General features: G+C 57.4%; 17 protein-coding genes and 2 rRNA genes. 9 read left to right on the top strand and 10 right to left on the bottom strand.

What is annotated here, in order from left to right; translation table 11 throughout:
• Positions 1 to 36: 36 nt before the first annotated feature.
• The 7 genes from DW349_RS04235 to DW349_RS17330 form a co-directional block, all read right to left on the bottom strand.
• A 23S ribosomal RNA gene (locus DW349_RS04235) occupies positions 37 to 2923 on the bottom strand.
• A gap of 327 nt (positions 2924 to 3250) precedes the next feature.
• Positions 3251 to 4779 (bottom strand): 16S ribosomal RNA (locus DW349_RS04230).
• Together the 16S and 23S rRNA genes form the textbook arrangement of a ribosomal RNA operon.
• Positions 4780 to 5254: 475 nt before the next feature.
• Positions 5255 to 5896 (bottom strand): protein-methionine-sulfoxide reductase heme-binding subunit MsrQ, encoded by a 642-nt coding sequence (locus DW349_RS04225; protein WP_108126288.1) that lies wholly within the window; start codon positions 5894 to 5896, stop codon positions 5255 to 5257.
• Entirely contained in the window at positions 5896 to 6864 is a 969-nt protein-coding gene (msrP, locus tag DW349_RS04220; protein ID WP_108126287.1) for a protein-methionine-sulfoxide reductase catalytic subunit MsrP, read from the bottom strand. Before msrP ends, DW349_RS04225 begins: the two co-directional genes overlap by 1 nt.
• A gap of 78 nt (positions 6865 to 6942) precedes the next feature.
• The gene (gene pssA, locus DW349_RS04215; protein WP_108126286.1) at positions 6943 to 7734 is read right to left on the bottom strand and encodes a CDP-diacylglycerol--serine O-phosphatidyltransferase; all 792 of its coding nucleotides are present in this window, start codon (positions 7732 to 7734) and stop codon (positions 6943 to 6945) included.
• Positions 7735 to 7789: 55 nt separating this feature from the next.
• Positions 7790 to 8689 carry an HTH-type transcriptional activator IlvY gene (ilvY, locus tag DW349_RS04210; RefSeq protein ID WP_108126285.1) on the bottom strand — a complete coding sequence of 300 codons (900 nt, stop codon included), beginning with the start codon at positions 8687 to 8689 and terminating at the stop codon, positions 7790 to 7792.
• Between the two features lie 84 nt (positions 8690 to 8773).
• Complete coding sequence (locus DW349_RS17330; protein WP_157954393.1) at positions 8774 to 8938, bottom strand: hypothetical protein; 165 nt, start codon at positions 8936 to 8938, stop codon at positions 8774 to 8776.
• Positions 8939 to 9132: 194 nt separating this feature from the next.
• On the opposite strand from DW349_RS17330, the gene DW349_RS04205 reads away from it, so the two are divergent.
• The 4 genes from DW349_RS04205 (at position 9133) to ilvC (ending at position 14581) form a co-directional block, all read left to right on the top strand.
• Positions 9133 to 10233, top strand: coding sequence for an ABC transporter ATP-binding protein (locus tag DW349_RS04205; protein WP_108126284.1), 1101 nt, complete (start codon positions 9133 to 9135; stop codon positions 10231 to 10233).
• A gap of 42 nt (positions 10234 to 10275) precedes the next feature.
• The gene (locus tag DW349_RS04200) at positions 10276 to 11256 is read left to right on the top strand and encodes an ABC transporter substrate-binding protein (protein WP_108126283.1); all 981 of its coding nucleotides are present in this window, start codon (positions 10276 to 10278) and stop codon (positions 11254 to 11256) included.
• Complete coding sequence (locus tag DW349_RS04195) at positions 11256 to 12956, top strand: ABC transporter permease (RefSeq protein ID WP_108126282.1); 1701 nt, start codon at positions 11256 to 11258, stop codon at positions 12954 to 12956. Before DW349_RS04200 ends, DW349_RS04195 begins: the two co-directional genes overlap by 1 nt.
• A gap of 140 nt (positions 12957 to 13096) precedes the next feature.
• Positions 13097 to 14581, top strand: a complete 1485-nt coding sequence (gene ilvC / locus DW349_RS04190) for a ketol-acid reductoisomerase (protein ID WP_108126281.1) — start codon at positions 13097 to 13099, stop codon at positions 14579 to 14581.
• A 93-nt stretch (positions 14582 to 14674) separates the two neighbouring features.
• On the opposite strand, the gene zigA is transcribed toward ilvC, so the two are convergent.
• A complete protein-coding gene (gene zigA, locus DW349_RS04185) occupies positions 14675 to 15871 on the bottom strand; it encodes a zinc metallochaperone GTPase ZigA (protein ID WP_108126280.1) in 1197 nt (398 codons plus the stop codon).
• Positions 15872 to 16071: 200 nt separating this feature from the next.
• Here zigA and DW349_RS04180 point away from each other — a divergent pair, with 200 nt between their 5' ends.
• Both DW349_RS04180 and DW349_RS04175 read left to right on the top strand, forming a co-directional pair.
• A complete protein-coding gene (locus tag DW349_RS04180) occupies positions 16072 to 17412 on the top strand; it encodes a flavin-containing monooxygenase (protein ID WP_108126279.1) in 1341 nt (446 codons plus the stop codon).
• On the top strand, positions 17409 to 18341 hold the full coding sequence (locus DW349_RS04175) for an SDR family oxidoreductase (RefSeq protein ID WP_108126278.1): 933 nt from the start codon (positions 17409 to 17411) through the stop codon (positions 18339 to 18341). The genes DW349_RS04180 and DW349_RS04175 overlap by 4 nt, the downstream gene beginning before the upstream one ends.
• Before the next feature lie 12 nt (positions 18342 to 18353).
• On the opposite strand, the gene DW349_RS04170 is transcribed toward DW349_RS04175, so the two are convergent.
• Together DW349_RS04170 and puuE are read right to left on the bottom strand one after the other, a co-directional pair.
• A complete protein-coding gene (locus DW349_RS04170) occupies positions 18354 to 19556 on the bottom strand; it encodes an EAL and HDOD domain-containing protein (protein WP_108126277.1) in 1203 nt (400 codons plus the stop codon).
• Positions 19557 to 19670: 114 nt separating this feature from the next.
• Entirely contained in the window at positions 19671 to 20594 is a 924-nt protein-coding gene (puuE, locus tag DW349_RS04165) for an allantoinase PuuE (RefSeq protein ID WP_108126276.1), read from the bottom strand.
• A gap of 85 nt (positions 20595 to 20679) precedes the next feature.
• Here puuE and DW349_RS04160 point away from each other — a divergent pair, with 85 nt between their 5' ends.
• From DW349_RS04160 to DW349_RS04150, 3 genes are all read left to right on the top strand, one after another.
• Positions 20680 to 21219, top strand: coding sequence for a DUF6942 family protein (locus tag DW349_RS04160; RefSeq protein WP_108126275.1), 540 nt, complete (start codon positions 20680 to 20682; stop codon positions 21217 to 21219).
• 76 nt (positions 21220 to 21295) lie between these two features.
• On the top strand, positions 21296 to 21730 hold the full coding sequence (locus tag DW349_RS04155; RefSeq protein WP_108126274.1) for a MarR family winged helix-turn-helix transcriptional regulator: 435 nt from the start codon (positions 21296 to 21298) through the stop codon (positions 21728 to 21730).
• Positions 21731 to 23365 carry an MDR family MFS transporter gene (locus DW349_RS04150; protein WP_108126273.1) on the top strand — a complete coding sequence of 545 codons (1635 nt, stop codon included), beginning with the start codon at positions 21731 to 21733 and terminating at the stop codon, positions 23363 to 23365.
• Positions 23366 to 23426: the final 61 nt, after the last annotated feature.

Below are 23426 nucleotides of genomic sequence, written 5' to 3'. Positions count from 1 at the left end.
TGTTCGTCCAAGCCGCCAACACCCCTTGGGCGTTATATGGCCAAGCCGCACGGGCCATTAGTACTGGTCAGCTCAACGCCTCACAGCGCTTACACATCCAGCCTATCAACCAGGTCGTCTTCCTGGGCCCTTTAGGAGACTCGAAGTCTCAGGGAAAACTCATCTTGAAGGGGGCTTCCCGCTTAGATGCTTTCAGCGGTTATCCCGTCCGAACGTAGCTACCGGGCAATGCGATTGGCATCACAACCCGTACACCAGGGGTTCGTCCACTCCGGTCCTCTCGTACTAGGAGCAGCTCTTCTCAGTTTTCCAACGTCCACGGCAGATAGGGACCGAACTGTCTCACGACGTTCTAAACCCAGCTCGCGTACCACTTTAAATGGCGAACAGCCATACCCTTGGGACCGGCTTCAGCCCCAGGATGTGATGAGCCGACATCGAGGTGCCAAACACCGCCGTCGATGTGAACTCTTGGGCGGTATCAGCCTGTTATCCCCGGAGTACCTTTTATCCGTTGAGCGATGGCCCTTCCATACAGAACCACCGGATCACTATGACCTGCTTTCGCACCTGCTCGACCTGTCCGTCTCGCAGTCAAGCACCCTTGTGCCATTACACTAACCGCATGATTTCCGACCATGCTTAGGGTACCTTCGTGCTCCTCCGTTACTCTTTGGGAGGAGACCGCCCCAGTCAAACTACCCACCACACACGGTCCTCGCCCTGGATCACAGGGCTGAGTTAGAACCTCAAACTTGCCAGGCTGGTATTTCAAGGTCGGCTCCACATGGACTGGCGTCCACGCTTCTAAGCCTCCCAGCTATCCTACACAAACAAGCTCAAAGTCCAGTGTGAAGCTGTAGTAAAGGTTCACGGGGTCTTTCCGTCTAGCCGCGGATACACTGCATCTTAACAGCGATTTCAATTTCACTGAGTCTCGGGTGGAGACAGCGCCCCCATCGTTACGCCATTCGTGCAGGTCGGAACTTACCCGACAAGGAATTTCGCTACCTTAGGACCGTTATAGTTACGGCCGCCGTTTACCGGGGCTTCGATCAAGAGCTTCGCCTAAGCTAACCCCATCAATTAACCTTCCGGCACCGGGCAGGCGTCACACCCTATACGTCCACTTTCGTGTTTGCAGAGTGCTGTGTTTTTAATAAACAGTCGCAGGGGCCTGGTATCTTCGGCTGGCTTCCGCTCCAGTCGCAGGACCTTCACGTACACACCAGCGTGCCTTCTCCCGAAGTTACGGCACCATTTTGCCTAGTTCCTTCACCCGAGTTCTCTCAAGCGCCTTGGTATTCTCTACCTGACCACCTGTGTCGGTTTCGGGTACGGTTCGGGTGTACCTGAAGCTTAGAGGCTTTTCCTGGAAGCGGGGCATCAGTGACTTCGGGCTCCGTAGAACCACCGTCATCGTGTCTCAGGATTGTGGAACCGGATTTGCCTAATCCCACTCCCTACACACTTAAACCAGGACAACCAACGCCTGGCTCACCTAGCCTTCTCCGTCCCCCCATCGCAGTACACCCAAGTACGGGAATATTAACCCGTCTCCCATCGACTACGCTTTTCAGCCTCGCCTTAGGGGCCGACTCACCCTGCCCCGATTAACGTTGGACAGGAACCCTTGGTCTTTCGGCGTGCGAGTTTTTCACTCGCATTGTCGTTACTCATGTCAGCATTCGCACTTCTGATACCTCCAGCAGACTTCTCAATCCACCTTCAACGGCTTACAGAACGCTCCTCTACCACTTGCCAAAGGCAAGTCCGTAGCTTCGGTACCATGTTTGAGCCCCGTTATATCTTCCGCGCAGGCCGACTCGACTAGTGAGCTATTACGCTTTCTTTAAAGGGTGGCTGCTTCTAAGCCAACCTCCTAGCTGTCTAAGCCTTCCCACATCGTTTCCCACTTAACATGGATTTTGGGACCTTAGCTGACGGTCTGGGTTGTTTCCCTTTCCACGACGGACGTTAGCACCCGCCGTGTGTCTCCCGGATAGTACTCTACGGTATTCGGAGTTTGCATGGGGTTGGTAAGTCGGGATGACCCCCGAGCCCAAACAGTGCTCTACCCCCGTAGGTATTCGTCCGAGGCGCTACCTAAATAGCTTTCGAGGAGAACCAGCTATCTCCCGGCTTGATTAGCCTTTCACTCCGATCCACAGGTCATCCCCTAATTTTTCAACATTAGTGGGTTCGGTCCTCCAGTTGATGTTACTCAACCTTCAACCTGCCCATGGATAGATCGCCGGGTTTCGGGTCTACATCACGCGACTGGACGCCCAGTTAAGACTCGCTCTCGCTACGGCTCCCCTATACGGTTAACCTCGCCACGTAATGTAAGTCGCTGACCCATTATACAAAAGGTACGCCATCACCCCCGAAGGGGCTCTGACTGCTTGTACGTACAGGGTTTCAGGGTCTATTTCACTCCCCTCTCCGGGGTTCTTTTCGCCTTTCCCTCACGGTACTGGTTCACTATCGGTCAACTGGGAGTATTTAGCCTTGGAGGATGGTCCCCCCGTCTTCAGTCAAGATATCACGTGTCCCGACCTACTCGTTTTCACACCGTTGGGCTTTCGTGTACGGGGCTATCACCCACTATGGCGGTCCTTTCCAGAACCTTCCACTAGCCGGCCCGGTGCTTAAGGGCTGCTCCCCTTTCGCTCGCCGCTACTCAGGGAATCTCGGTTGATTTCTCTTCCTCGGGGTACTTAGATGTTTCAGTTCCCCCGGTTCGCCTCTTACACCTATGGATTCAGTGCAAGATACCCGCTAAAAGCGGGTGGGTTTCCCCATTCAGACATCTCCGGATCACAGGTCGTTTGCCACCTCCCCGAAGCTTTTCGCAGGCTACCACGTCTTTCATCGCCTCCAGTTGCCAAGGCATCCACCCTGTACGCTTAGTCGCTTGGCCATATAACCCGAAGGAGTGTCACAGACCGGTCTTTTGTTTCCAGCTCTTCGTTGATTCGGTGCTCGCTGCTCATGTGCTTTTCAGCACACTGCGCGGCTGCGCTCCGAGTCGCCTCGATCTGAAAACAAAATCCTCGCTCTGTTCTGCTCGCTCTCGTTATATGAGCGACGTCTTGAACGACAAAGATATTGCTACGCTTGGTTCAATCAGACTTTCTTTCTTTGAGAAAACTTCAATCAGATTGTTAAAGAACGCCTAAAGGCCAAATCGATCGCTCGATTCAGCCTCTAAGAAGTAATTCGTTGTGGACACTTGCAGGTCTTGGTTTAAGGAGGTGATCCAACCCCAGGTTCCCCTAGGGTTACCTTGTTACGACTTCACCCCAGTCATCAACCACACCGTGGTGAGCGCCCAATGTTAAGCTACCCACTTCTGGTGCAATCAACTCCCATGGTGTGACGGGCGGTGTGTACAAGGCCCGGGAACGTATTCACCGTGACATTCTGATTCACGATTACTAGCGATTCCGACTTCATGGAGTCGAGTTGCAGACTCCAATCCGGACTACGACCGGCTTTCTCAGATTAGCTCCACCTCGCGGCTTCGCAACCGTCTGTACCGGCCATTGTAGCACGTGTGTAGCCCTACTCGTAAGGGCCATGATGACTTGACGTCGTCCCCGCCTTCCTCCGGTTTGTCACCGGCAGTCTCCTTATAGTCCCCGGCCGAACCGCTGGCAAATAAGGATAAGGGTTGCGCTCGTTACGGGACTTAACCCAACATTTCACAACACGAGCTGACGACAGCCATGCAGCACCTGTCTCAGAGTTCCCGAAGGCACCAAAGCATCTCTGCTAAGTTCTCTGGATTTCAAGAGTAGGTAAGGTTCTTCGCGTTGCTTCGAATTAAACCACATGCTCCACCGCTTGTGCGGGCCCCCGTCAATTCATTTGAGTTTTAACCTTGCGGCCGTACTCCCCAGGCGGTCGACTTATCGCGTTAACTTCGCCACCAAGTCCTTAAAGGTCCCAACGGCTAGTCGACATCGTTTACGGCGTGGACTACCAGGGTATCTAATCCTGTTTGCTCCCCACGCTTTCGCACCTCAGCGTCAGTATCAGCCCAGAGTGTCGCCTTCGCCACTGGTGTTCCTTCCGATCTCTACGCATTTCACCGCTACACCGGAAATTCCACACTCCTCTGCCGTACTCAAGCGAGCCAGTTTTGAATGCAGTTCCCAGGTTGAGCCCGGGGCTTTCACACCCAACTTAACTTGCCGCCTACGCGCGCTTTACGCCCAGTTATTCCGATTAACGCTCGCACCCTCCGTATTACCGCGGCTGCTGGCACGGAGTTAGCCGGTGCTTCTTCTGACAGTAACGTCAATGTCGATGGGTATTAACCATCAACCCTTCCTCCTGTCTGAAAGTGCTTTACAACCCGAAAGCCTTCTTCACACACGCGGCATGGCTGGATCAGGGTTGCCCCCATTGTCCAATATTCCCCACTGCTGCCTCCCGTAGGAGTCTGGGCCGTGTCTCAGTCCCAGTGTGGCTGATCATCCTCTCAGACCAGCTAGAGATCGTCGCCTTGGTGAGCCTTTACCCCACCAACTAGCTAATCTCACGCAGGCTCATCCAGTAGCGAGAGCCGAAGCCCCCTTTCCTCCTCAGAGATTATTCGGTATTAATCCGGATTTCTCCGGGCTATCCCCAACTACCGGGCAGATTCCTACGCGTTACTCACCCGTCCGCCGCTCGTCAGCAACTAGCAAGCTAGTCCTGTTACCGCTCGACTTGCATGTGTTAGGCCTGCCGCCAGCGTTCAATCTGAGCCATGATCAAACTCTTCAGTTTAAAGTCTGGCAGAGAACCCGAAGACTCCCCGCCTTTACTCATGACTCGTTCGCAAGCTCATTCACACTTCAACCGAAGCCAAAGCCTGAATAAACGCCTCTCAGAATTTCTGACAGGTCACTTGTCGATCGAGTTACCCCTCCGGAACGAATCCCGAAAGGCTTATTGGTCGACCCACAAGCGCCCACACGAATTACTTCTGACGATGTTAAAGATCACAAGGTGTCACAGCTGTGGGTGACCACCTTTCAACGTGGCGCGCATTCTACTGATCAGCGCCTCGCTGTCAACCGGAGAATCGGAGATTTTTTCTTTTCAAAACAGGCACTTAGACAGTACCGAACGAAGAGAAGAAAGGCCGGAAAACTTCGGTCCCTGACCGCGCTCAGCGGCGAGGGACGCGTATAATAGTCTTTTTCAGACCACTGTCAACGGGGCTATCAAGGAATGTTGAAAGAAAGATGACAACCGCCGTTCAGGCGGCTGTCTGCGACCATTGACGCGGACGCTTGCTGAGACGACGCGCTTTGAGTTTGACGACCAAACGCTCACCCAACAGCAGAACCGCCATCAAGGTGTACAGCCAGGCTTCGAACGATGACACCCGCGATTGCAGCCAAAAATGAATCAGCGCCAAGACAATCACGCCATAAACCAGACGATGCAGCCGCTTCCAATTTTTCTTCAATCGACGAACCATGGCTTTCGGTGACGTCACCGCCAACAACAGCAACCCTACCCACGCCAACATGCCCAAATAAATAAAGGGTCGCTTGCCAAGGTCTTCAATAAAGACCATCCAATCCAGCTCAATCCAACCAATCAAATAAGTGGCTAAATGCGTGCTGGCATAGAAGAAGCAAAACAATCCCAGCATCCGGCGATACCGAACCGCCTTGATTGGCGTGTGACGTGCCAAGGGTGAACACAGCAGCGTGATCAACAACAACCACAGCGCCCACTTGCCCATCTGCTCAAGTACGACTTCCAGCGAATCCACACCCAGGCTGCGCGGGTCCAACAGGAACAGCGACCAGTAATACAGTGCTGGCGCCAGTGCGAGCAGAAAAATGGCCCACCAGAGTGGGCCTTGCTTGGTTATCCAGGAAAGTCGCATCAGAACTGCTTCCGTAAATCCATGCCCTGATACAGCGAGGCAACTTCGTCGTAGCCATTGAACAGGCGTGTGTTGATGCGACGAATGTCGCCATTCGGACCAATCCGACGCTCCGTCGCCTGGCTCCAACGCGGATGATCCACTTGCGGATTCACATTGGCGTAAAAGCCGTATTCGTTGGCGTTCGCCAGGTTCCAGGTGGTCGGCGGCATTTGCTCAACAAAGGTGATCTTGGAAATCGATTTGATGCTTTTAAAGCCGTATTTCCACGGCATCAGCAAACGAATCGGCGCGCCACTTTGATTCGGCAACGGCTCGCCGTACATGCCCACCGCCAAAAACGCCAGTGGATGCATGGCTTCGTCCAACCGCAAACCTTCTACATAGGGGTAATCGATAAAGGAAAACAGCGAGCGCTGACCGCGCAATTCGTTCGGACGCAGTACGGTCTCAAAGGCGACGTAACGGGCATTGGCCGTTGGTTGGAACGGTTTGAGCAGGGTTGCCAACTCAATGCCGATCCAGGGAATGACCATCGACCAGGCTTCGACGCAGCGCAACCGATAGATGCGCTCTTCGGTGCGCTTGCCATTGAGCACCGATTCCAGATCGAGCGTGCCGGGGTTGTCACACAATCCACCGACTTCGATCTCCCAGGGGTACGGATTGAAATCAGCGGCGTGACTGGATGGGTCGCTCTTGCCGGTACCGAATTCATAGAAGTTGTTGTAACTGGTGGCGTCACGCAGGTCAGTCACGCCTTCATCTGTGGTAATGGACCGATAAGCGGTGTTGCTGACTTTGGTACTCAGCCAGGGCGGCGCAGCCGGTGGTGTCGCCAAAGCGGCCGGCGCGATGCCTGACAATGCCACGCCACCGGCGGCCAGCATCAATTGTCGGCGATTCAGATACGCCGACTTGGGAGTGACGTCGTTTTCTGTCAAATCGGGGCGGTGTTGGATGATCATAAGGCCCTCCGTAAACGGATCATTCGGGCCGACAGGCCCGTTCGTTGGGTACGTAACGGACCTGAGACGGGTTCAGGGTCAGGAAGTTCCCGACTTACGAACATTGCGGTATTGCCGCATCCGGCGCCAACCTTCAAACACCGGGCCAGACAAGGCATACAGCACCGCCATACCCAGCAGAACCCGCGGCGGGTCCAGGGCGATAACAGCGATGATGGCCACCGCCAGCAACAGCACGACAAACGGAACCCGACCGCGATCGCTCAAATCCTTGAATGAATAGTAGCGCACTGGACTGACCATTAGCGCGCCCACCAACGGCACCACCAGCACCATGATCCAGGCAACGGATTCCCCCGCCACACCCGACTTGGACAACGCCCAGACCGAGCCCCACAAAATGGCCGCACCGGCCGGACTCGCCAAGCCGACGAAGAATTTTTTATCGACGGAGTTGATCTGGGTATTGAACCGGGCCAACCGCAAGGACGCACCGGCCACAAAAATAAAGGCGGCCACCCATCCTAAATTGTTCAGGCTGTGCAGTGACCATTGGAAGATCAGAATCGCCGGCGCAACACCGAAGGCCATGTTGTCGGACATGCTGTCGTACTGCGCACCGAATTCGCTTTGAGTGTGCGTCATACGTGCGACCCGGCCATCCATGCCATCCAGAATCTGGGCGGCAAAAATGGCGATGGCGGCGCGAACAAAGTCGCCATTGATGGCCGAAACGATGGAGTAAAAACCGGCGAACAACGCCGCCGTCGTCAGCAGATTGGGCAACAGATATATGCCACGACGATGTGTCGGCTGCTGAGCGGGAAGGTTCGTCGTCGGTTGTGCCACTTTGCTGTCGTTGGAACTCATGGTTCCCCCTCTGTAAAAATATGATCCAAATAATATTAGCGGCCGAAGCGGCGGTTCAGAACGCGCCTTGCTCGGTCAGGTCGTTGGCTGTCTGCCAAAAGGCGCTGACCAGCGGATCCTGCAAGCGACGATTCAACACGCAGGCGCCAACGTCAAACGGTTCCAGTTCACTGTCTGTCTGGATGCGCTCAATTTTCTCTTTCAGCGGGCTGTTTTCAATCACCAGACCAGGCACCACGCCAATGCCAAAACCCAAACCCACCATGCTCACGATGGCCTCATTGCCCGCCACTTGAGCGTAAATATTGGGTTTGATGCTGTGCGCCCGAAACCAATGATCGAGGCGCTTGCGTGCCAGGCCGTATTCCGACACCACGAACGGAATTTGCTCCCAGGGAATTGGCGACTGCTGCAGCTGCGCACGCACCGGGCAGTCGATGGACGGCGCGATGAATTCGAGCGGCGTTTCGACAATCGATTGAAACATCAACGGATTGGGCAAATGGTCCGGCCGCGGTGCGATGGCGATGTCGGTTTCATCGTCCATCACCTTTTGCAGCGCCTGAGCGGCATCGCCGGTTTCAAGCACGACTTCAATGTTTGGAAAACGGGCGCGAAATTCGGTCAGCAAACCGAGCATGAAACTGTAGCTGGCGGTCACCGAACAATAGAGCCGAATCTGGCCGCGCAATTCGACCGGATCGTTTTGCAGCTTGTGGCGCAAATCCTGCCAGTGCGCGAGTGTCGATTCGGCGAATTCCCGAAACAGCCGCCCAGCCTGAGTCAGCACAACGGTGCGGTTGTCGCGTTCAAATAATGTGGCACCCATTTCATCTTCCAAACGGGCAATGCTGCGGCTCAATGTCGAGGGACTGACGTGCATCGCTTCGGATGTTTTGCCGTAGTGCAGAGTCTGGGAAAGGTGCAAGAACTGTTTCAGTGCTCGCAGATCCATAATGGGCCTCCTTTGAAGGGCACCGATTATGGCATGGCCCGACCTTTATTGCAGCAAACGCAACAAAGGTCGAGCACAACGGCGTTAGTGTTGCACGCTGAGCTTGGTCAAAGTTTCGTAGGCCGTGGACAACATCCAGAATCCTGCGTCCACCAGACTTTCCGTCAGACTGGTAACCGCTTGCGGACGGCTCATAAGAGTGACCATGCCCAGTAAAGAGAGTGCCAGCCACAGCTGTTTAATCGACATGCCTGTCTCCTTGTAAGGGTTAGGCCCGACCCCTTCCCCGAGGCGGAAGTTTAACAAAACCCGGCACTCAACAGCCATCTGAAAATCCGCTTTTTCGCAGACGGACTGACCGGCCCGGGCCGTCATCTATTTGTCAGAATTTGTTCATATTGGCGTTTTACCATCGCGGGTCTTTCCGCCGTTTGCGACGCCTCATGTCCGATTTCGCCCTGACCGTTGAAGGTCTTCACAAACATTTTGGCGACAAAACCGCCCTCGCCGGTATCGATCTGTCCTTGCCCAAAGGCCAGGTGCTGGCGTTACTGGGTCCGTCCGGTTGCGGCAAGACCACTTTGTTGCGTTGCATCGCCGGTCTAAGCGACATCGATGCCGGCGCCATTACCTTGCAAGGCCGACAAGTTGCCGAGCCCGGCCGCCAGCTCAGTCCGGACGAGCGCGAGCTCGGCATGGTGTTTCAGGATTACGCACTGTGGCCGCACATGACCGTCGGCGAAAACGTCGCCTTCCCGCTGGAAATGCGTGGCGTTGCCAAACGGCTGCGACAGGAACAAGTCGCCTGGGCCATATCGCTGGTTGGCCTGGCCGATTTTGCCGCGCGCAACCCTGGTTCATTGTCCGGCGGTCAGCAACAACGCGTTGCGTTGGCGCGCGCCATCGTCGGTCGGCCCAAGCTGTTATTGATGGACGAACCGTTGTCGAACCTCGACAAAGGGCTGCGCGAAAACCTGGCACTGGAAATTCGTGCCTTGATTGAAGAATTGTCGTTGAGTGCGGTTTTTGTCACGCACGACCAACAGGAAGCCTTCGCACTGGCCGATCAGGTCGCGGTGTTGCAACAGGGCCGTATCCAGCAAATTGCCTCGCCTCAGGCGCTGTTCCGCCAACCGGCAACGCCGGACATCGCGGCCTTTGTCGATGCCGGCGCGCTGATCGACGGGCGTTTGGACGCCAACGGGCTGCATCTGGGTCAGCAATTGCTGTCGCTTTCAAGCGATGAATCCTACCAAGGCCCGGTGAAAGTCTTGCTGCCGCGACACGCCATCCGCGTCGCCGCCCATGGCCCGATGCCACTGCGAGCGCGGTTGCTCGGACGCCTGTTTCAGGGCGACCACTGGACCTTGCGACTGCAACTCGATGACCACTGCGAATTGACCATCAAAGTCGCCGATTTCGATTTCTCCGGCACCGACATCCCCCTGCAAATTGATCCGACGGCGTTAACCCTGTGGCGCACCGACGGATCAACGGTGTCGATCCGAACACCGCAAAACATGCCCCAAGCCATCGGTCATTAACCAACGATCCAGAACCATCATCCATCACAGAGGAAACGTACGATGTCATCTTCAGTCTCTACCGCTTCCATCGCCCGGGCGGTGATCGCTTCTTTAGCACTCGCCGGTGCCAGTCTGGCCGCTCACGCCGAAACCCTGACGGTGTATTCCGCCGGCCCCGGCGCTTTGATCAACAGTCTTGCTGCCGATTTCAAAGCTGAAACCGGCATTGAGGTCAACGTCTTCCAAAGCACCACCGGCCAGGTCATGGCCCGCCTGGAAGCCGAAAGCGCCAACCCGCTGGCCGACGTTGTTATTTCAGCGTCCTGGGACAGCGCGGTCGATCTCGACGCCGAAGGCCTGCTGCTGAACTACCAATCCGCCAACGCCGCCCTGGTTCCGGATTTTCTGAAAGCCGACACTTATGTGGCCCAAGGCGTTTCTGCACTGGCGCTGATCTGGAACCGCAACAGCTCAACGCCCGCCCCGACTGACTGGCACGATCTGACCAACCCGGCCTACGCCGATCAGATCACCATGCCGGACCCGGCTCAATCCGGCGCGGCCTTCCAGTTGCTGACCGGCCTGATCAGCGCCGAAGGCGAAGACGCCACCTGGGAACTGATCAGCGATCTGAGCGCCAACGGCATGATCGTGCCCGGCCCGAACGCCCGTGCGCTGAACCCGGTATTGCAAGGCGCCAAGTCCGTCGTCTTCGGTGCCGTGGATTACATTTCGCTGGGCCAACAAGCCAATGGCGAAGCCATCGACATCATCTTCCCGACCAGCGGAACGGTGATTGCCCCGCGCCCGATGATGATTTTGAAATCCACGCAACAGCCGGCCGCCGCCAAGCAGTTCATCGATTTTGTGTTGTCTGAACAAGGCCAGGCACGCGTTGCTGAGAGCTATCTGATGCCGGCCCGCACCGACATTCCGGCGCTGCGTCCGACCATCAACGAACTGAACATCATCACCGTCGATGAGGCGGTAAACGGCCAGCGCGAAGCCATTCTGCAACGCTTCGCTGAAGCCGTGAATTAATGCGGTCAACCGCATTCTTTGCCGGGCTGCGCGCACCCAACAGCGCCAGCCTGGTGATGTGGCTAACCGCACTGGCCGTGCTAATGCTGGTCGGTCTGCCACTGCTGTTTATTGTGCTCCAGGCGATTTTTCCCGGTTTTTCCCGAGGAGAGTTCGCCGGCGCGTTCAGTCACTTTGCCGCCACGCTGGGCAACGCCGACCTGATCCGCCTGTTGTTGAATACCTTGCAGTTGGGGCTGGCGGTCGTTCTGGTCTGCGCCTTGCTCGCCGTGCCTTTGGGTGCGTTGCGCGCCCTAACCCGCGTTCCCGGCGGCGCCGTCTGGGACATCCTGTTTCTGATTCCGTTCATGATTCCGCCGTTCATCGCGGCGCTGTCGTGGATGCTGACGTTGCAACCGCGCGGCTACGCGCAGCAACTGATTGGCCTCGACGCCAATGACTTTCTGTTTTCCTTCGCCGGCATCGTGTTCGTGATGACGCTGAACGTCTTTCCCGTCGTCTACTTCGCCGTCTCGCGCACCATGATGAGCATCGGCGGCCGCTACGAGGCCGCCGCCCGAGTCAGTGGTGCCAGCCGCTGGCGCGCGTTCTGGCGTATTACTTTGCCGTTGTCGACACCGGGCATTGCCGCCAGTCTGCTGCTGGTGTTTGCGCTGACCATCGAAGAATTCGGCACACCGGCCACGCTCGGCGCTCAGGCCGGTTACGACGTTCTGGTCACCGGCATTCACAACCGCTTTTCCGACTGGCCGATCGACATTCCCGGCGCGGCGCTGCTGTCGTTGTTATTGGTGTTGCTGGCCATGGTCGCCTTCTATTTACAGCACTGGCTGGTGACGCGCCGTTCTTACGTCAGCCAGACCGGGAAACCCTCGGCCAATGTGCAATCGGAATTGGGCGTCTGGCGTTGGCCGGTGTTGCTGCTGTTTGGCGTCACCGCCGCTGCGGCCGTCGCCGTTCCGATTCTCGCCGTTCTGGCAACGGCACTGACCCGAACGCTCTCGGGTGGCCTCGCGCTCAACAATTGGTCGCTGCGGCATTTTGATGCCCTGCTCAACCACAGCAGCGGCGCGCTCCCGGCGCTCGGAACCAGCTTGAGCCTGGCCGTTGCGGCGGCGCTGTTGACCGGAATACTCGGCGCTTTGGTCGGTTATCTGGTGGTGCGTGCTCAGGTGCGTGGCCGTCGGGTGCTGGATTTACTGTCGCTGTTGCCCAACACCATGCCGGGCATTGTTATCGCGGTCGGATTAATTCTCGCCTGGAACCAACGTTTCTGGCCGGTGCAGATTTACAACACCGGCATCATGTTGCTGTTGGCTTACACCTGTCTGCTGTTGCCGTATCCGGTGCGCTATTCACAAGCCGCCTTGCGCCAGATGAGCGAAAACCTGGAAGCCGCCGCCCGCGTCAGTGGCGCCGGTTTTATCACCACCTTCCGCCGCATTCTGTTACCCGCGCTGGCGCCGAGCCTGGTGGTTGCCATGTTGTTGGTGTTCGCCATTGCCTCACGCGAACTGGTGGCATCGCTGATGGTTGCGCCGGCCGGCACGGTAACCGTCGCCACCTTTGTCTTCAGCCAATTCGAGCAAGGCTCGCCTGGCGTCGGTATGGCGATGAGCGCCGTCGCCATCTTCACCACCACCGGTTTATTGGTGGCGTTGACCGTCTTCAGTGGCAAACGACTGCCGATCAATCCGTAACGGCCGCGCAGGCGGCCGTCATCAGATGCAATATCAGCAATAGTCCGTTGTTAACAATTCATTTAAAGCAACAACCAAAAGCCGCTAGACTGCGGCGCAACGGTGGCCTCCCACCTTCATGATTTAGATAGGATTTCCCCATGAGCACCAATTACTTCAATACCCTCAACCTGCGTCAACAACTGGCGCAGCTGGGCAAATGCCGCTTTATGGACAAGGCCGAATTCGCCGATGGCTGCAACGCCCTCAAAGGCAAGAAAGTCGTCATCGTCGGCTGTGGCGCCCAAGGTCTGAACCAGGGCCTGAACATGCGCGATTCCGGTCTGGACGTTTCCTATGCACTGCGTCAGGCCGCCATCGACGGCAAACGCCAATCGTGGAAAAACGCCACCGAGAACGGCTTCGCGGTCGATTCTCACGAAAACCTGATTCCCAAAGCCGATCTGGTCATCAACCTGACGCCCGACAAGCAACACTCCAGCGTCATCGAAGCGGTGATGCCGTTGATGAAACAAGGCGCCGCCCTGGGTTATTCGCACGGTTTCAACATCGTCGAAGTCGGCCAGAAAATTCGTGACGACATCACCGTCGTCATGGTCGCGCCGAAATGCCCGGGCACCGAAGTGCGTGAAGAATACAAGCGCGGTTTCGGCGTACCGACCTTGATTGCCGTGCACCCGGAAAACGACCCCAAAGGCGAAGGCCTGGAAATCGCCAAAGCCTGGGCTGCGGCCACGGGCGGTCACCGTGCCGGTGTTCTGGAAAGCTCGTTCGTCGCCGAAGTGAAGTCGGATTTGATGGGCGAACAGACCATTCTGTGCGGAATGCTGCAAGCCGGTTCACTGCTGTGCTACGACAAAATGCTGGCCGAAGGCGTCGATGCCACTTACGCCAGTAAACTGATTCAGTACGGCTGGGAAACCATCACCGAAGCGCTCAAGCACGGCGGCATCACCAACATGATGGATCGCCTGAGCAACCCGGCCAAACTGCGCGCTTATGAGCTGTCTGAAGAGCTGAAAGGCTTGCTGGCGCCGCTGTTCCAGAAGCATCAGGACGACATCATCAGCGGCCATTTCTCCGCCACCATGATGGCCGACTGGGCCGCCGACGATAAAGACCTGCTCGGCTGGCGCGAAGCCACCGGCCAGACCGCTTTCGAAAAAGCGCCGGAAGTGAAGAACGACCTGACCGAACAGGAATACTTCGACAACGGCATCCTGATGGTCGCCATGGTCAAAGCCGGTGTTGAGCTGGCGTTCGAAACCATGGTCGACAGCGGCATCATCGAAGAGTCGGCGTACTACGAGTCGCTGCACGAACTGCCGCTGATCGCCAACACCATCGCGCGTAAGAAACTGTACGAAATGAACGTGGTGATTTCCGACACCGCCGAGTACGGCAACTACTTATTCGCCAACGCCGCCGTCCCGCTGCTGGCTGAAAAGTTCATGCCGAAAATCAAAACCGACGTCATCGGCAAAGGCCTGGGCGAGTCCAGCACCGAAGTCGATAACATCGAATTGATTCAAGCCAACCAAGCCATTCGCAACCACCCGATCGAGTGGATCGGCGAAGAGCTGCGCGGTTACATGACCGATATGAAACGCCTCGTCGAGGCCTGAGTGCCCGACTGGGTGACCGTCTCTCAGTGAGGTCCCCAAAAGGGAATGAGTGTTAGCCCGCCGATTGGCGGGCTTTTTTTTGGTTGAAAAATGTCACCAGGCGGGAAACGGATCGTCCAGTTTCGACCAGGCTTCCGGAGCAGCGTTAAGTTCGCTGTCAGTTAGCAAACAGGCATCCAACTGCGTAATCACCTGCGCCCGATCCAGCCCCTGTCCAATAAACACCAACTCCTGACGCCGATCGCCATACGGCTCCTGCCAATTGGCATTGATGGACGCCAGATAGTCCGGATCGTCCGGCCACTGCGCTTTATCAACACCCGCCCAGAACAAACCGGCCATGCCGTAGCGGGCAATGCCACCGGCCTGCTGCCATTGCCCGGCAAAGTCCGGACGGGTCGCCAGCCAGAAATAGCCTTTGGAGCGAATCAGCTTTCCGGCCAATTTCGGGCTGTGCAGAAAATCGTGGAAACGTTGCGGATGAAACGGGCGGCGGGCGCGATAAACGAAACTGCCGATGCCATATTCCTCCGTTTCCGGAATGTGCTCACCGCGCATTTCTTTGAGCCAGCCCGGCGCTTGTTCGGCGCGGGAAAAATCAAACAGGCCGGTGTTTAAAATGCGCTCCAATGGCACCGCGCCGTTCTGAATCGGCACGATGTCGGCATCGGTGTTCAGGGTTTTCAGAATTGCCGTCAGGCGTTGCAATTCGGCCGCGCTGATCAGGTCGGTCTTGCTGATCAGCAGCACGTTGGCGAATTCAACCTGATCGACCAACAAATCCGTCACGCTGCGCTGATCGTCCTCACCCAGGCTTTCGCCGCGTTCTGACAACGCCACCGCCTGGTCGTAATCGGCCAGGAAGTTGGCACCATCGACCACCGTCACCAAGGTATCGAGCCGTGCTACATCGCTTAACGTAACGCCGGTGTCATCGGCAAACGTGAAGGTTTCAGCCACGGGCAACGGCTCGGAAATGCCGGTCGATTCGATCACCAGATAATCAAACTGCCCGGCTTCGGCCAGCCGGCGCACTTCCACCAGCAAGTCTTCGCGCAGCGTGCAACAGATGCAGCCGTTGCTCATTTCCACCAGCTTTTCTTCGTGCCGGTTCAGCGACACTTCCTGACGCACCGAGGCGGCATCGATGTTGATTTCACTCATGTCATTAACGATGACGGCAATGCGTAAGCCAGCGCGATTGTTCAGCAAATAATTCAGCACCGTGGTCTTACCGGCACCAAGAAAACCGGACAACACGGTAACCGGCAGTTTTTTTAACTCAGTCATGGGAACTCCTGAAGACAAAGATCGACGTCGAATGGCGAGTCACCATTTATGTTACAACATATCTTTTTAGATCAACAACCGATCAAATTACGTTGCCCGTCTGTCCCAAATAAACCGGCTGCCGTCCCGAAGCAGCCAAGCCAGCGCACTGGCTCACTTCTTATGCTGAGAGCCACCGTCTGTATCGTCAGGAATCGAAGATGCTGCCCTACGCCATAATCGGCGCCGGCCCGATGGGGTTGTGCACCGCGCGCCGGCTGCGCCAATACCAGTTGCCGTGGATCGGTTTTGAGCTGAACAGCGGCGTTGGTGGCCTGTGGGATATTGATAACCCACATTCGACGATGTACTCGTCCGCGCATCTGATTTCGTCAAAAACCATGACCGAATTCAGCGATTTCCCGATGGCCGCCTCGGTGCCGCCCTACCCCAACCATCGCCAGATGAAGACCTACTTCGACGCCTACGCCGACCGTTTCGAATTGCGCTCGGGGTTCCGTTTCAACACCCGCGTCACCCAGGTTGTGCGCGACGGCGACCATTGGCAGATCGACACCGAACACGACGGCCGTCACGAACGCCATGCGGTTGCCGGTGTCTTGCTCGCCAGCGGCACGTTGCACCAACCCAAGCGCATCGAACTGCCCGGCGAATTCAGCGGCGAACGGTTACACAGCGCCGATTATCGCGACCCGGCGTTGTTCGATGGCAAGCGCGTGCTGATCATCGGTTGCGGCAACAGCGGTTGTGACATCGCCGTCGATGCCGTGCATCGCGCTGCCCGCGTCGATTTATCGGTGCGGCGCGGTTATTACTTCCTGCCCAAGTTCGTTGCCGGCCGGCCCATTGATACGCTGGGCGGCAAAATCCGCCTGCCCAACCGGCTGAAACAATGGATTGATGGCGGCATTATTCGCGCGCTGATTGGCAAGCCATCGGATTACGGACTGCCTAATCCCGATTACCGGCTGTACGAATCGCACCCGGTGGTCAACTCGCTGTTCTTGCATCATCTCGGCCACGGCGACATTCAACCGCGCCCGGACATACGTTCCGTGAACGGCCACAGTGTCAGCTTCGCCGACGGCCAACAGGCCGAATACGACCTGATTCTGGAAGCCAGCGGCTATCGTCTCAGCTATCCGTACATCGCCCAGCACGAGCTCAACTGGCAAGGCGCCGCGCCGGATTTATTTCTCAACATCTTCAACCCGGACAACCCCAACCTGTTCGTTATGGGCATGATCGAAGCGGCGGGGCTCGGCTGGCAGGGGCGCGATGAACAGTCGCATCTGGTGGCGCTGTATCTGCACCAGCGCGCCCGCGACACCCATTCGGCACGCGATTTCGAACGCGCCATCCGCGCCCACCACAGCGAACGTTGCGACGGCGGCATGCACTATTTAACGCTCGACCGCATGGCCTATTACGTTCACAAACCGACCTACCTGAGCGCGCTGAAAAAACACCAGCGCCGGCTGCGACGCGATCTGGAATCGCCATTGAGTACCATCGTGCACAGCGCTGAGGAAACCGCATGAACCATGTCTTGATCACCGGCGCCAGCGGCTATCTGGTGTATCAGTTGGGCTGCCGATTAAGCCAAAGCCTGTTGGTTACCGGGCTGGACATTCGCCCGCGCCACGACAGCGCCTTCCCCATCGTCCAGCGCGACATCACCGAACCCGGCCTGGCCGATTGGATGGCGGAGCAGGCGTTCACTCAGGTGATTCATCTGGCCTCGGTGCTGGAACCGAGCCGTGATCGCGATCGCGATTACCGCATCGACGTCGAAGGCACCGAGCAATTGCTGGCCGCCTGCGTCGCCACCGGCGTGCAGCATCTCACCATCACCTCAAGCGGTGCTGCTTACGGTTATCACCGCGACAACCCGCCCTGGCTCAGCGAAACCGATGCGCTGCGCGGCAACGAAGAATTTTCCTACGCTTGGCACAAACGTCTGGTCGAAGCGCGGCTGGCGGAATACCGCGAACGCCATCCGCAATTGCGCCAACTGGTGTTGCGGCCAGGCACGGTGTTGGGCCGCAACACGCACAACCTCATCACCCGCTTGTTCGAAGGCAAACGACTAATCGCCTTGCGCGGCAGTGCCTCGCCCTTTGTGTTTATCTGGGATCAGGATGTGGTCGCCATCATCGAACAGGGCGTGCGCGAGGAAAAAACCGGCGTCTACAATCTGGCCGGCGATGGCGCACTCAGCCTCGACGACATCGCCAGCGCGCTGGGCAAACCCATCTGGCATTTACCGGTGGCATTGGTTCGGTTGGGATTGCAACTCGGGCAACGCCTGAAGTTGACGCCATACGGCCCCGAGCAGCTGAATTTTTTGCGCTACCGGCCGGTACTCGCCAACCGGGCGCTGAAAGAAGAGTTTGGGTTCTGCCCGAGCAAAACGTCCGCCGATGTTCTGGCCGAATACGCGCGCGGGCTGAAGGAACGCCGCGTTTGATCAACAGCCGCGCTATTGCCCCAACATGCCATCGGCCCGTTCGATGGAAGCCTGATACCAGGCGCTTAATTCCGCAGCACTTAATTGAAAGTCGCGCAGCAACGCATCGTCCAGCGGTTTGGCCTGAGCGTAACGAATGGCAAAGGCCAACGTACGACCGGGCAAACCGGCGCTTTCCGACAGCGCCGCTTTAATGTCGGCACTCAGCGGCAGTTCCTGCACCACTTCTGTCATCGTCTGGTCCATCAGCGCATCGAGAATCGATAACAGGCCAACGGTGAAAAAACAGTCGCTTTGGTCCGGTGCCAGCCGTTGCCCCAATTGCTCGCAGAAAAACGCCCGCGTCAGCGCTTCGCGTTGCAATTCGCGCGGCTTATTGTCGAAGCGATCCATGTTGATCAGGGTGGCCCAGCCGCGAATCCGATCGATGCCCAATAACGCCACGGCCTGATGAATGGAGTCGACATGCTGACCGCGCCGATAGAACGACGAATTCACTAATTGCAGCAATTTGTACGACAGCACGGTGTCTTGCTGAACGTGCCGATAGATGTCGTTGACGGAGATGTCGGGTCGGTACAGATCGGCCAGCAGCTTCAACAGATTGATGCGCCCCGGTTGCAGCCGACGGCCGTGAACCGCTTCCGGTTGGCAGAAAAAATAACCCTGGAAATAATCGAAACCCAGTTCCAAACAGAATTGAAAATCGTCGTAGGTTTCCACTTTTTCCGCGACCAGTTTTACCGCGTGTGAACGCAGTGTGTTAACCAGTTTTTGAATGTCGTCGCGGCCAGTGGCAAGCACATCGATTTTCACCAGATCGACAATATCGATCAGCGCCGGCCGATAATCTTTGTGCTCAAAATCATCCAGCGCCAGACGAAAACCGCGCTCACGCAAATGCGCGAGAATGGCGATTAAATCGTCATCGCTGTGGTAATCCTCGAGCACTTCGATGATCAAGGTATGGCGCAAAAAATCCGGCAGGGCGTTGAGCATGGTTTTGGTCACGTTCAACAAACCGGGTTTCTGATTCAATGCTTGTTCGATGTTGCTGTGAGTATAGGCATTGAGCATGACCGACCGGGTTGCCAGGTCGCCATCCTCGAACACCGCTTGTTCCAGTCCACCCTGACGAAACAACAACTCATATCCAAACACCTGCAAGCCCCGATCAAAAATCGGCTGACGGGCAAACAGTACTTCTTCGGACACGGGAATCCCTCAGATCATTCCGGGCGCTACTATAACAACGACCATTGGAAATTGTCTGCCGACAAACGCCATCGGCGTTCGAATGGGTTTGTTTCAGCAGACCTTTCAGACGGTTTACAGCGGATGCGTCGCCTGCCAATGCAGCGCGATAGCTTCGCGCGTGGTGACCCAAACGTCTGAGTGCGACTGCACATAATCGACAAAACGTTTCAGCCCGGCAAAGCGGCCCGGACGGCCCGCCAGCCGGCAATGTAAGCCGACGTTTAATAGCCGCGGCGCGACCGATCCTTCGTCGTACAGCACATCAAAGGCGTCTTTCAAATAGGTGAAAAATTGCTCGCCGGTATTAAAGCCTTGCGGCGTGGCAAACCGCATGTCGTTGCTGTCGAGGGTGTAGGGCACCATCAGAATCGGGCGTTGATAATTCAGATCGTAATAAGGCAAATCGTCGGCGTAGCTGTCTGAGCAATACAAAAATTCCGGCCGCTGCGCGAACAGTTTTAACGTGTTCGGGCTGGTGCGACCGGTGTACCAGCCGGCCGGGTGTTTGCCGGTCATGCGCTGGTGAATGTCGATGGCGCGTTCCATGTGTTCGCGCTCAACCGTTTCCGGGACGTTCTGATAATGAATCCAGCGATAACCGTGCGAGGCAATTTCCCAGTCGGCTTTTAACATCGCTTCAACGGCGTTCGGGTGTCGTTCCATCGCCATGGCGACGCCAAAAACGGTGACCGGCAATTGCCGTTCGGTGAACAGGCGATGCAGCCGCCAAAAGCCGGCGCGGCTGCCGTATTCGTAGATGCTTTCCATACTCAGATGGCGTTCCGGGTACGCCTCGGCACCGACGATTTCCGACAGAAAACGTTCCGATTCGGCATCGCCATGCAGTTGGCAGTTCTCGCCGCCTTCTTCGTAATTGATGACAAACTGCACCGCCAGGCGGGCGCCATTCGGCCACTGCGCCTTGGGCGGGTTGGCCCCGTAGCCGACCAGATCACGCGGATAATTGGCCGGCGGGTTCGATTGCGATGACGACATCAGTACACTCCCTACAGAAACAGACAAAAACAGACAGCGCATTTCACAGCAAAAAACCGACCAATAGAACAAGATCCCACCATCGATGCCATCCAACCCCGCACAGCGACCACACCCAACCGCCATCGGCCTGGGCGATGCCAACGCCATCTTGAGCGTCTACGCACCACACCGGCCGCCGCAGGCGCCATACGACGGCCTCGACCAAATGCATCCGTTTGCCGCTGGCGAACTGGCGCAGTTGGTCACCGCCACCGGCAACCATTGGCGCAAGATTTTCAACCTCTACGCCAAGCTGCTGCATCGGCTGTCGCCGCGTGAACCGAGCTGGCAGGACTGCCGCGAACAGCGCTTATTGCAGGCCGGTTCCGGCACGGCGCTGTTGTTTTCGCCTCCCCATTCAACGCCATCCGAAAGTTGGCGTTTGGTGATGGGCAAGGCCTACGCCGAATCGTGCGGTCTGCACTTACTGGCCGATCTGCAACCGCTCAACGGCTTTGACTGGTCGCCGTCCCAGCGGCTGATTTTGACGCCCTACTTCGACTACCGCGCCCTCTCCAACGCCCGTCTGGACAACCTGTACCGATTGATTGACAGCCAGGGCGGCTGCCAATTTCCGCTCTAACGGCGATCCACACTGGCGCGTCTCATTTTCCTGAATAAACTATTTACTACCTAAACTAAATTATTTAGGACGTGAAATGAAACCCCAACCCCAGGACAGCCAACGCTTCCAAGTGGCCGTGCGCCGCTACGGCATGCTGATCAAGCCGGTCATGGCCGCCCGTTTCGAGCAGGAAACCGGACATCCGTTCACCGATTTCCCATTGCTGGCGTCCATCGCGCAGGGCGTCCGTTCGCCCAGCGACATCAGCAAACGCATTCAGGTGTCCAATTCACGCGTGTCGCACCTGATCGAGCGCGGACTCAACCAGGGCCTGATCGAACGCGAACTCGACCCGACCGACAGCCGCCGCTTTTTGCTGTCGCTGACCGACAAAGGCGAAACGCTGGTGCAGCACGTGTCATCGGCGCTGCACGATCTGGTCGAGCGTTCGGGGTTAAGCCAAGACGAACTGCTGGCCGCCACCTCCGCTTTGGAGAAGCTGGCGACCGCGCTAACCGAGGAGTTGTAAATGCCGAAGACTGAATTCACTAAGGCCGAACGCAACGCCACCCTGATCGGCGCCATGCTGGCGCTGTTCCTCGCGGCCTTGAACCAAACCATTGTCGCCACCGCCACGCCCGACATCGTGCGCGAGCTGGCGTTCCCGACCAGTTGGATCACCTGGATCGCCACTGCCTATCTGGTGACCAGCACCGCCACGCTGCCCATCTGGGGCAAGCTGTCCGACCTGTACGGCCGCCGCAACAGCATCACCGCTGGCATCGTGCTGTTCTGCCTGGCTGGCGTGTTCTGCGCGCTGGCGCAATCGCCACTGGAACTGGTGCTGGCGCGCGCGCTGCAAGGCGTCGGCGGTGCCGCCATCATGACCAACGCCATGGCGGTGATTGGCGATCTGTTCACGCCGGAAGAACGGCCACGTTATCAGGGCCTGTTCGGCGCGGTCTTTGGCGTCAGCTCGGTGATTGGCCCGGCCATCGGCGGCATTCTGACCGACCTGGCCGGCTGGCACTGGATCTTCCTGGTCAACCTGCCGGTGGCCGCCGTCGCCCTAACCTTCGTGCTGACGCGCATGCCGACGCTGCGCCACACCGGCCCACGCCGGGTCGATTATCTGGGTGCGTCGCTGCTGCTGTTGGCGGTTATTCCATTGCTGCTGGCGCTGGCCCTGGCGCCGACAAGCTACGCCTGGAGCGCGCCGCAAACGCTGGGCATGTTTGCGCTGTCGGGTTTATCAACCCTGGCGTTTGGCTGGCACCAATGGCACTCGCCGGAACCGATCATCGAATTGCGTTTGTTTCTGGGCGCGCGCTATGGCCTGTCTGCGCTGGCGAGCTTTTTAATCGGCGCGGCCTTCTTCGGCATCCTGGTGTTTTTGCCGCTCTATATGGTGAACGCTCTGGGCACCAGCGCGACCGCCTCGGGCGCCAGCCTGATTCCGCTGATGATGGGCATCGTTTTCGGCAACATCGCCAGCGGCCAGTTGGTCTCGCGCGTCGGCGCCTACAAGCCGATTCTGATCCCCAGCCTGCTGTTGCTGATGGCCGGCGTGATCTGGATGGCGCTGTCGCTGAGCCCGGACCAGAGCCAGTTGGCGGTCACTACCCGCATCGTGCTGTTGGGTATTGGCCTGGGGCCGTCCATGCCGCTGTTCACCCAGATGATGATCAACTCCGCCCCGGCCGATAAGATCGGCATGGCGTCCAGCGCCGCCAACTTCACCCGCCAGTTGGGCTCAACCCTGGGCGTGGCGGTGATGGGCACGCTGTTCGCGGTGGTGATGCACACTCAGTTGTCGAGCCACATTCTGCCAGCCATCCCGGACGTACTGGCCGATTACCCGGCGGTGATCGAGCTGAGCGCGGCCGACAACCCGCAACCGCATCTCGATCTGGCTGAACTGAAAACCGCCATCGACGCCCGCTATGCAGCGTTGGACCCGGCGCTGACGCTGAACGACGAGGCACAGCACCAACAGGCCCTGGCCGCCGCCGACCAACTGGAACATCAGCTGCGCGGCGCCTGGTCCACCAGCATGAGCATCATTCTGTGGACTCAGGCCGGCGTCATACTGCTGGGTTTGATCGTTACCGGCTTTATTCCGGAAATGCGGCTGCAACCCCGACGCGCCACTGCTTCGGCCTAGCCGCCCCGAACCAATTCAGCGCAACGCATTTTATTGCGCACTGAATTGGTTCGCGCGTTGC

This window comes from Saccharospirillum mangrovi, assembly GCF_003367315.1.
GTDB classification, from domain to species: domain Bacteria; phylum Pseudomonadota; class Gammaproteobacteria; order Pseudomonadales; family Natronospirillaceae; genus Saccharospirillum; species Saccharospirillum mangrovi.
The sequence above is the reverse complement of the archived record's forward strand: the minus strand, read 5'-3'. Positions and strand labels throughout refer to the sequence as shown.

Excerpts from the sequence above, each read along its gene's own strand:
- pssA (WP_108126286.1), bottom strand. The coding sequence starts at position 7,734 with ATGAGTTCCAACGACAGCAAAGTGGCACAACCGACGACGAACCTTCCC.
- msrP (WP_108126287.1), bottom strand. The coding sequence starts at position 6,864 with ATGATCATCCAACACCGCCCCGATTTGACAGAAAACGACGTCACTCCC.
- DW349_RS04195 (WP_108126282.1), top strand. The coding sequence starts at position 11,256 with ATGCGGTCAACCGCATTCTTTGCCGGGCTGCGCGCACCCAACAGCGCC.
- DW349_RS04205 (WP_108126284.1), top strand. The coding sequence starts at position 9,133 with ATGTCCGATTTCGCCCTGACCGTTGAAGGTCTTCACAAACATTTTGGC.
- DW349_RS04200 (WP_108126283.1), top strand. The coding sequence starts at position 10,276 with ATGTCATCTTCAGTCTCTACCGCTTCCATCGCCCGGGCGGTGATCGCT.
- DW349_RS04175 (WP_108126278.1), top strand. The coding sequence starts at position 17,409 with ATGAACCATGTCTTGATCACCGGCGCCAGCGGCTATCTGGTGTATCAG.
- puuE (WP_108126276.1), bottom strand. The coding sequence starts at position 20,594 with ATGTCGTCATCGCAATCGAACCCGCCGGCCAATTATCCGCGTGATCTG.
- DW349_RS04225 (WP_108126288.1), bottom strand. The coding sequence starts at position 5,896 with ATGCGACTTTCCTGGATAACCAAGCAAGGCCCACTCTGGTGGGCCATT.
- DW349_RS04160 (WP_108126275.1), top strand. The coding sequence starts at position 20,680 with ATGCCATCCAACCCCGCACAGCGACCACACCCAACCGCCATCGGCCTG.
- ilvY (WP_108126285.1), bottom strand. The coding sequence starts at position 8,689 with ATGGATCTGCGAGCACTGAAACAGTTCTTGCACCTTTCCCAGACTCTG.
- DW349_RS04150 (WP_108126273.1), top strand. The coding sequence starts at position 21,731 with ATGCCGAAGACTGAATTCACTAAGGCCGAACGCAACGCCACCCTGATC.
- DW349_RS04180 (WP_108126279.1), top strand. The coding sequence starts at position 16,072 with ATGCTGCCCTACGCCATAATCGGCGCCGGCCCGATGGGGTTGTGCACC.
- zigA (WP_108126280.1), bottom strand. The coding sequence starts at position 15,871 with ATGACTGAGTTAAAAAAACTGCCGGTTACCGTGTTGTCCGGTTTTCTT.
- DW349_RS04155 (WP_108126274.1), top strand. The coding sequence starts at position 21,296 with ATGAAACCCCAACCCCAGGACAGCCAACGCTTCCAAGTGGCCGTGCGC.
- DW349_RS17330 (WP_157954393.1), bottom strand. The coding sequence starts at position 8,938 with ATGTCGATTAAACAGCTGTGGCTGGCACTCTCTTTACTGGGCATGGTC.
- ilvC (WP_108126281.1), top strand. The coding sequence starts at position 13,097 with ATGAGCACCAATTACTTCAATACCCTCAACCTGCGTCAACAACTGGCG.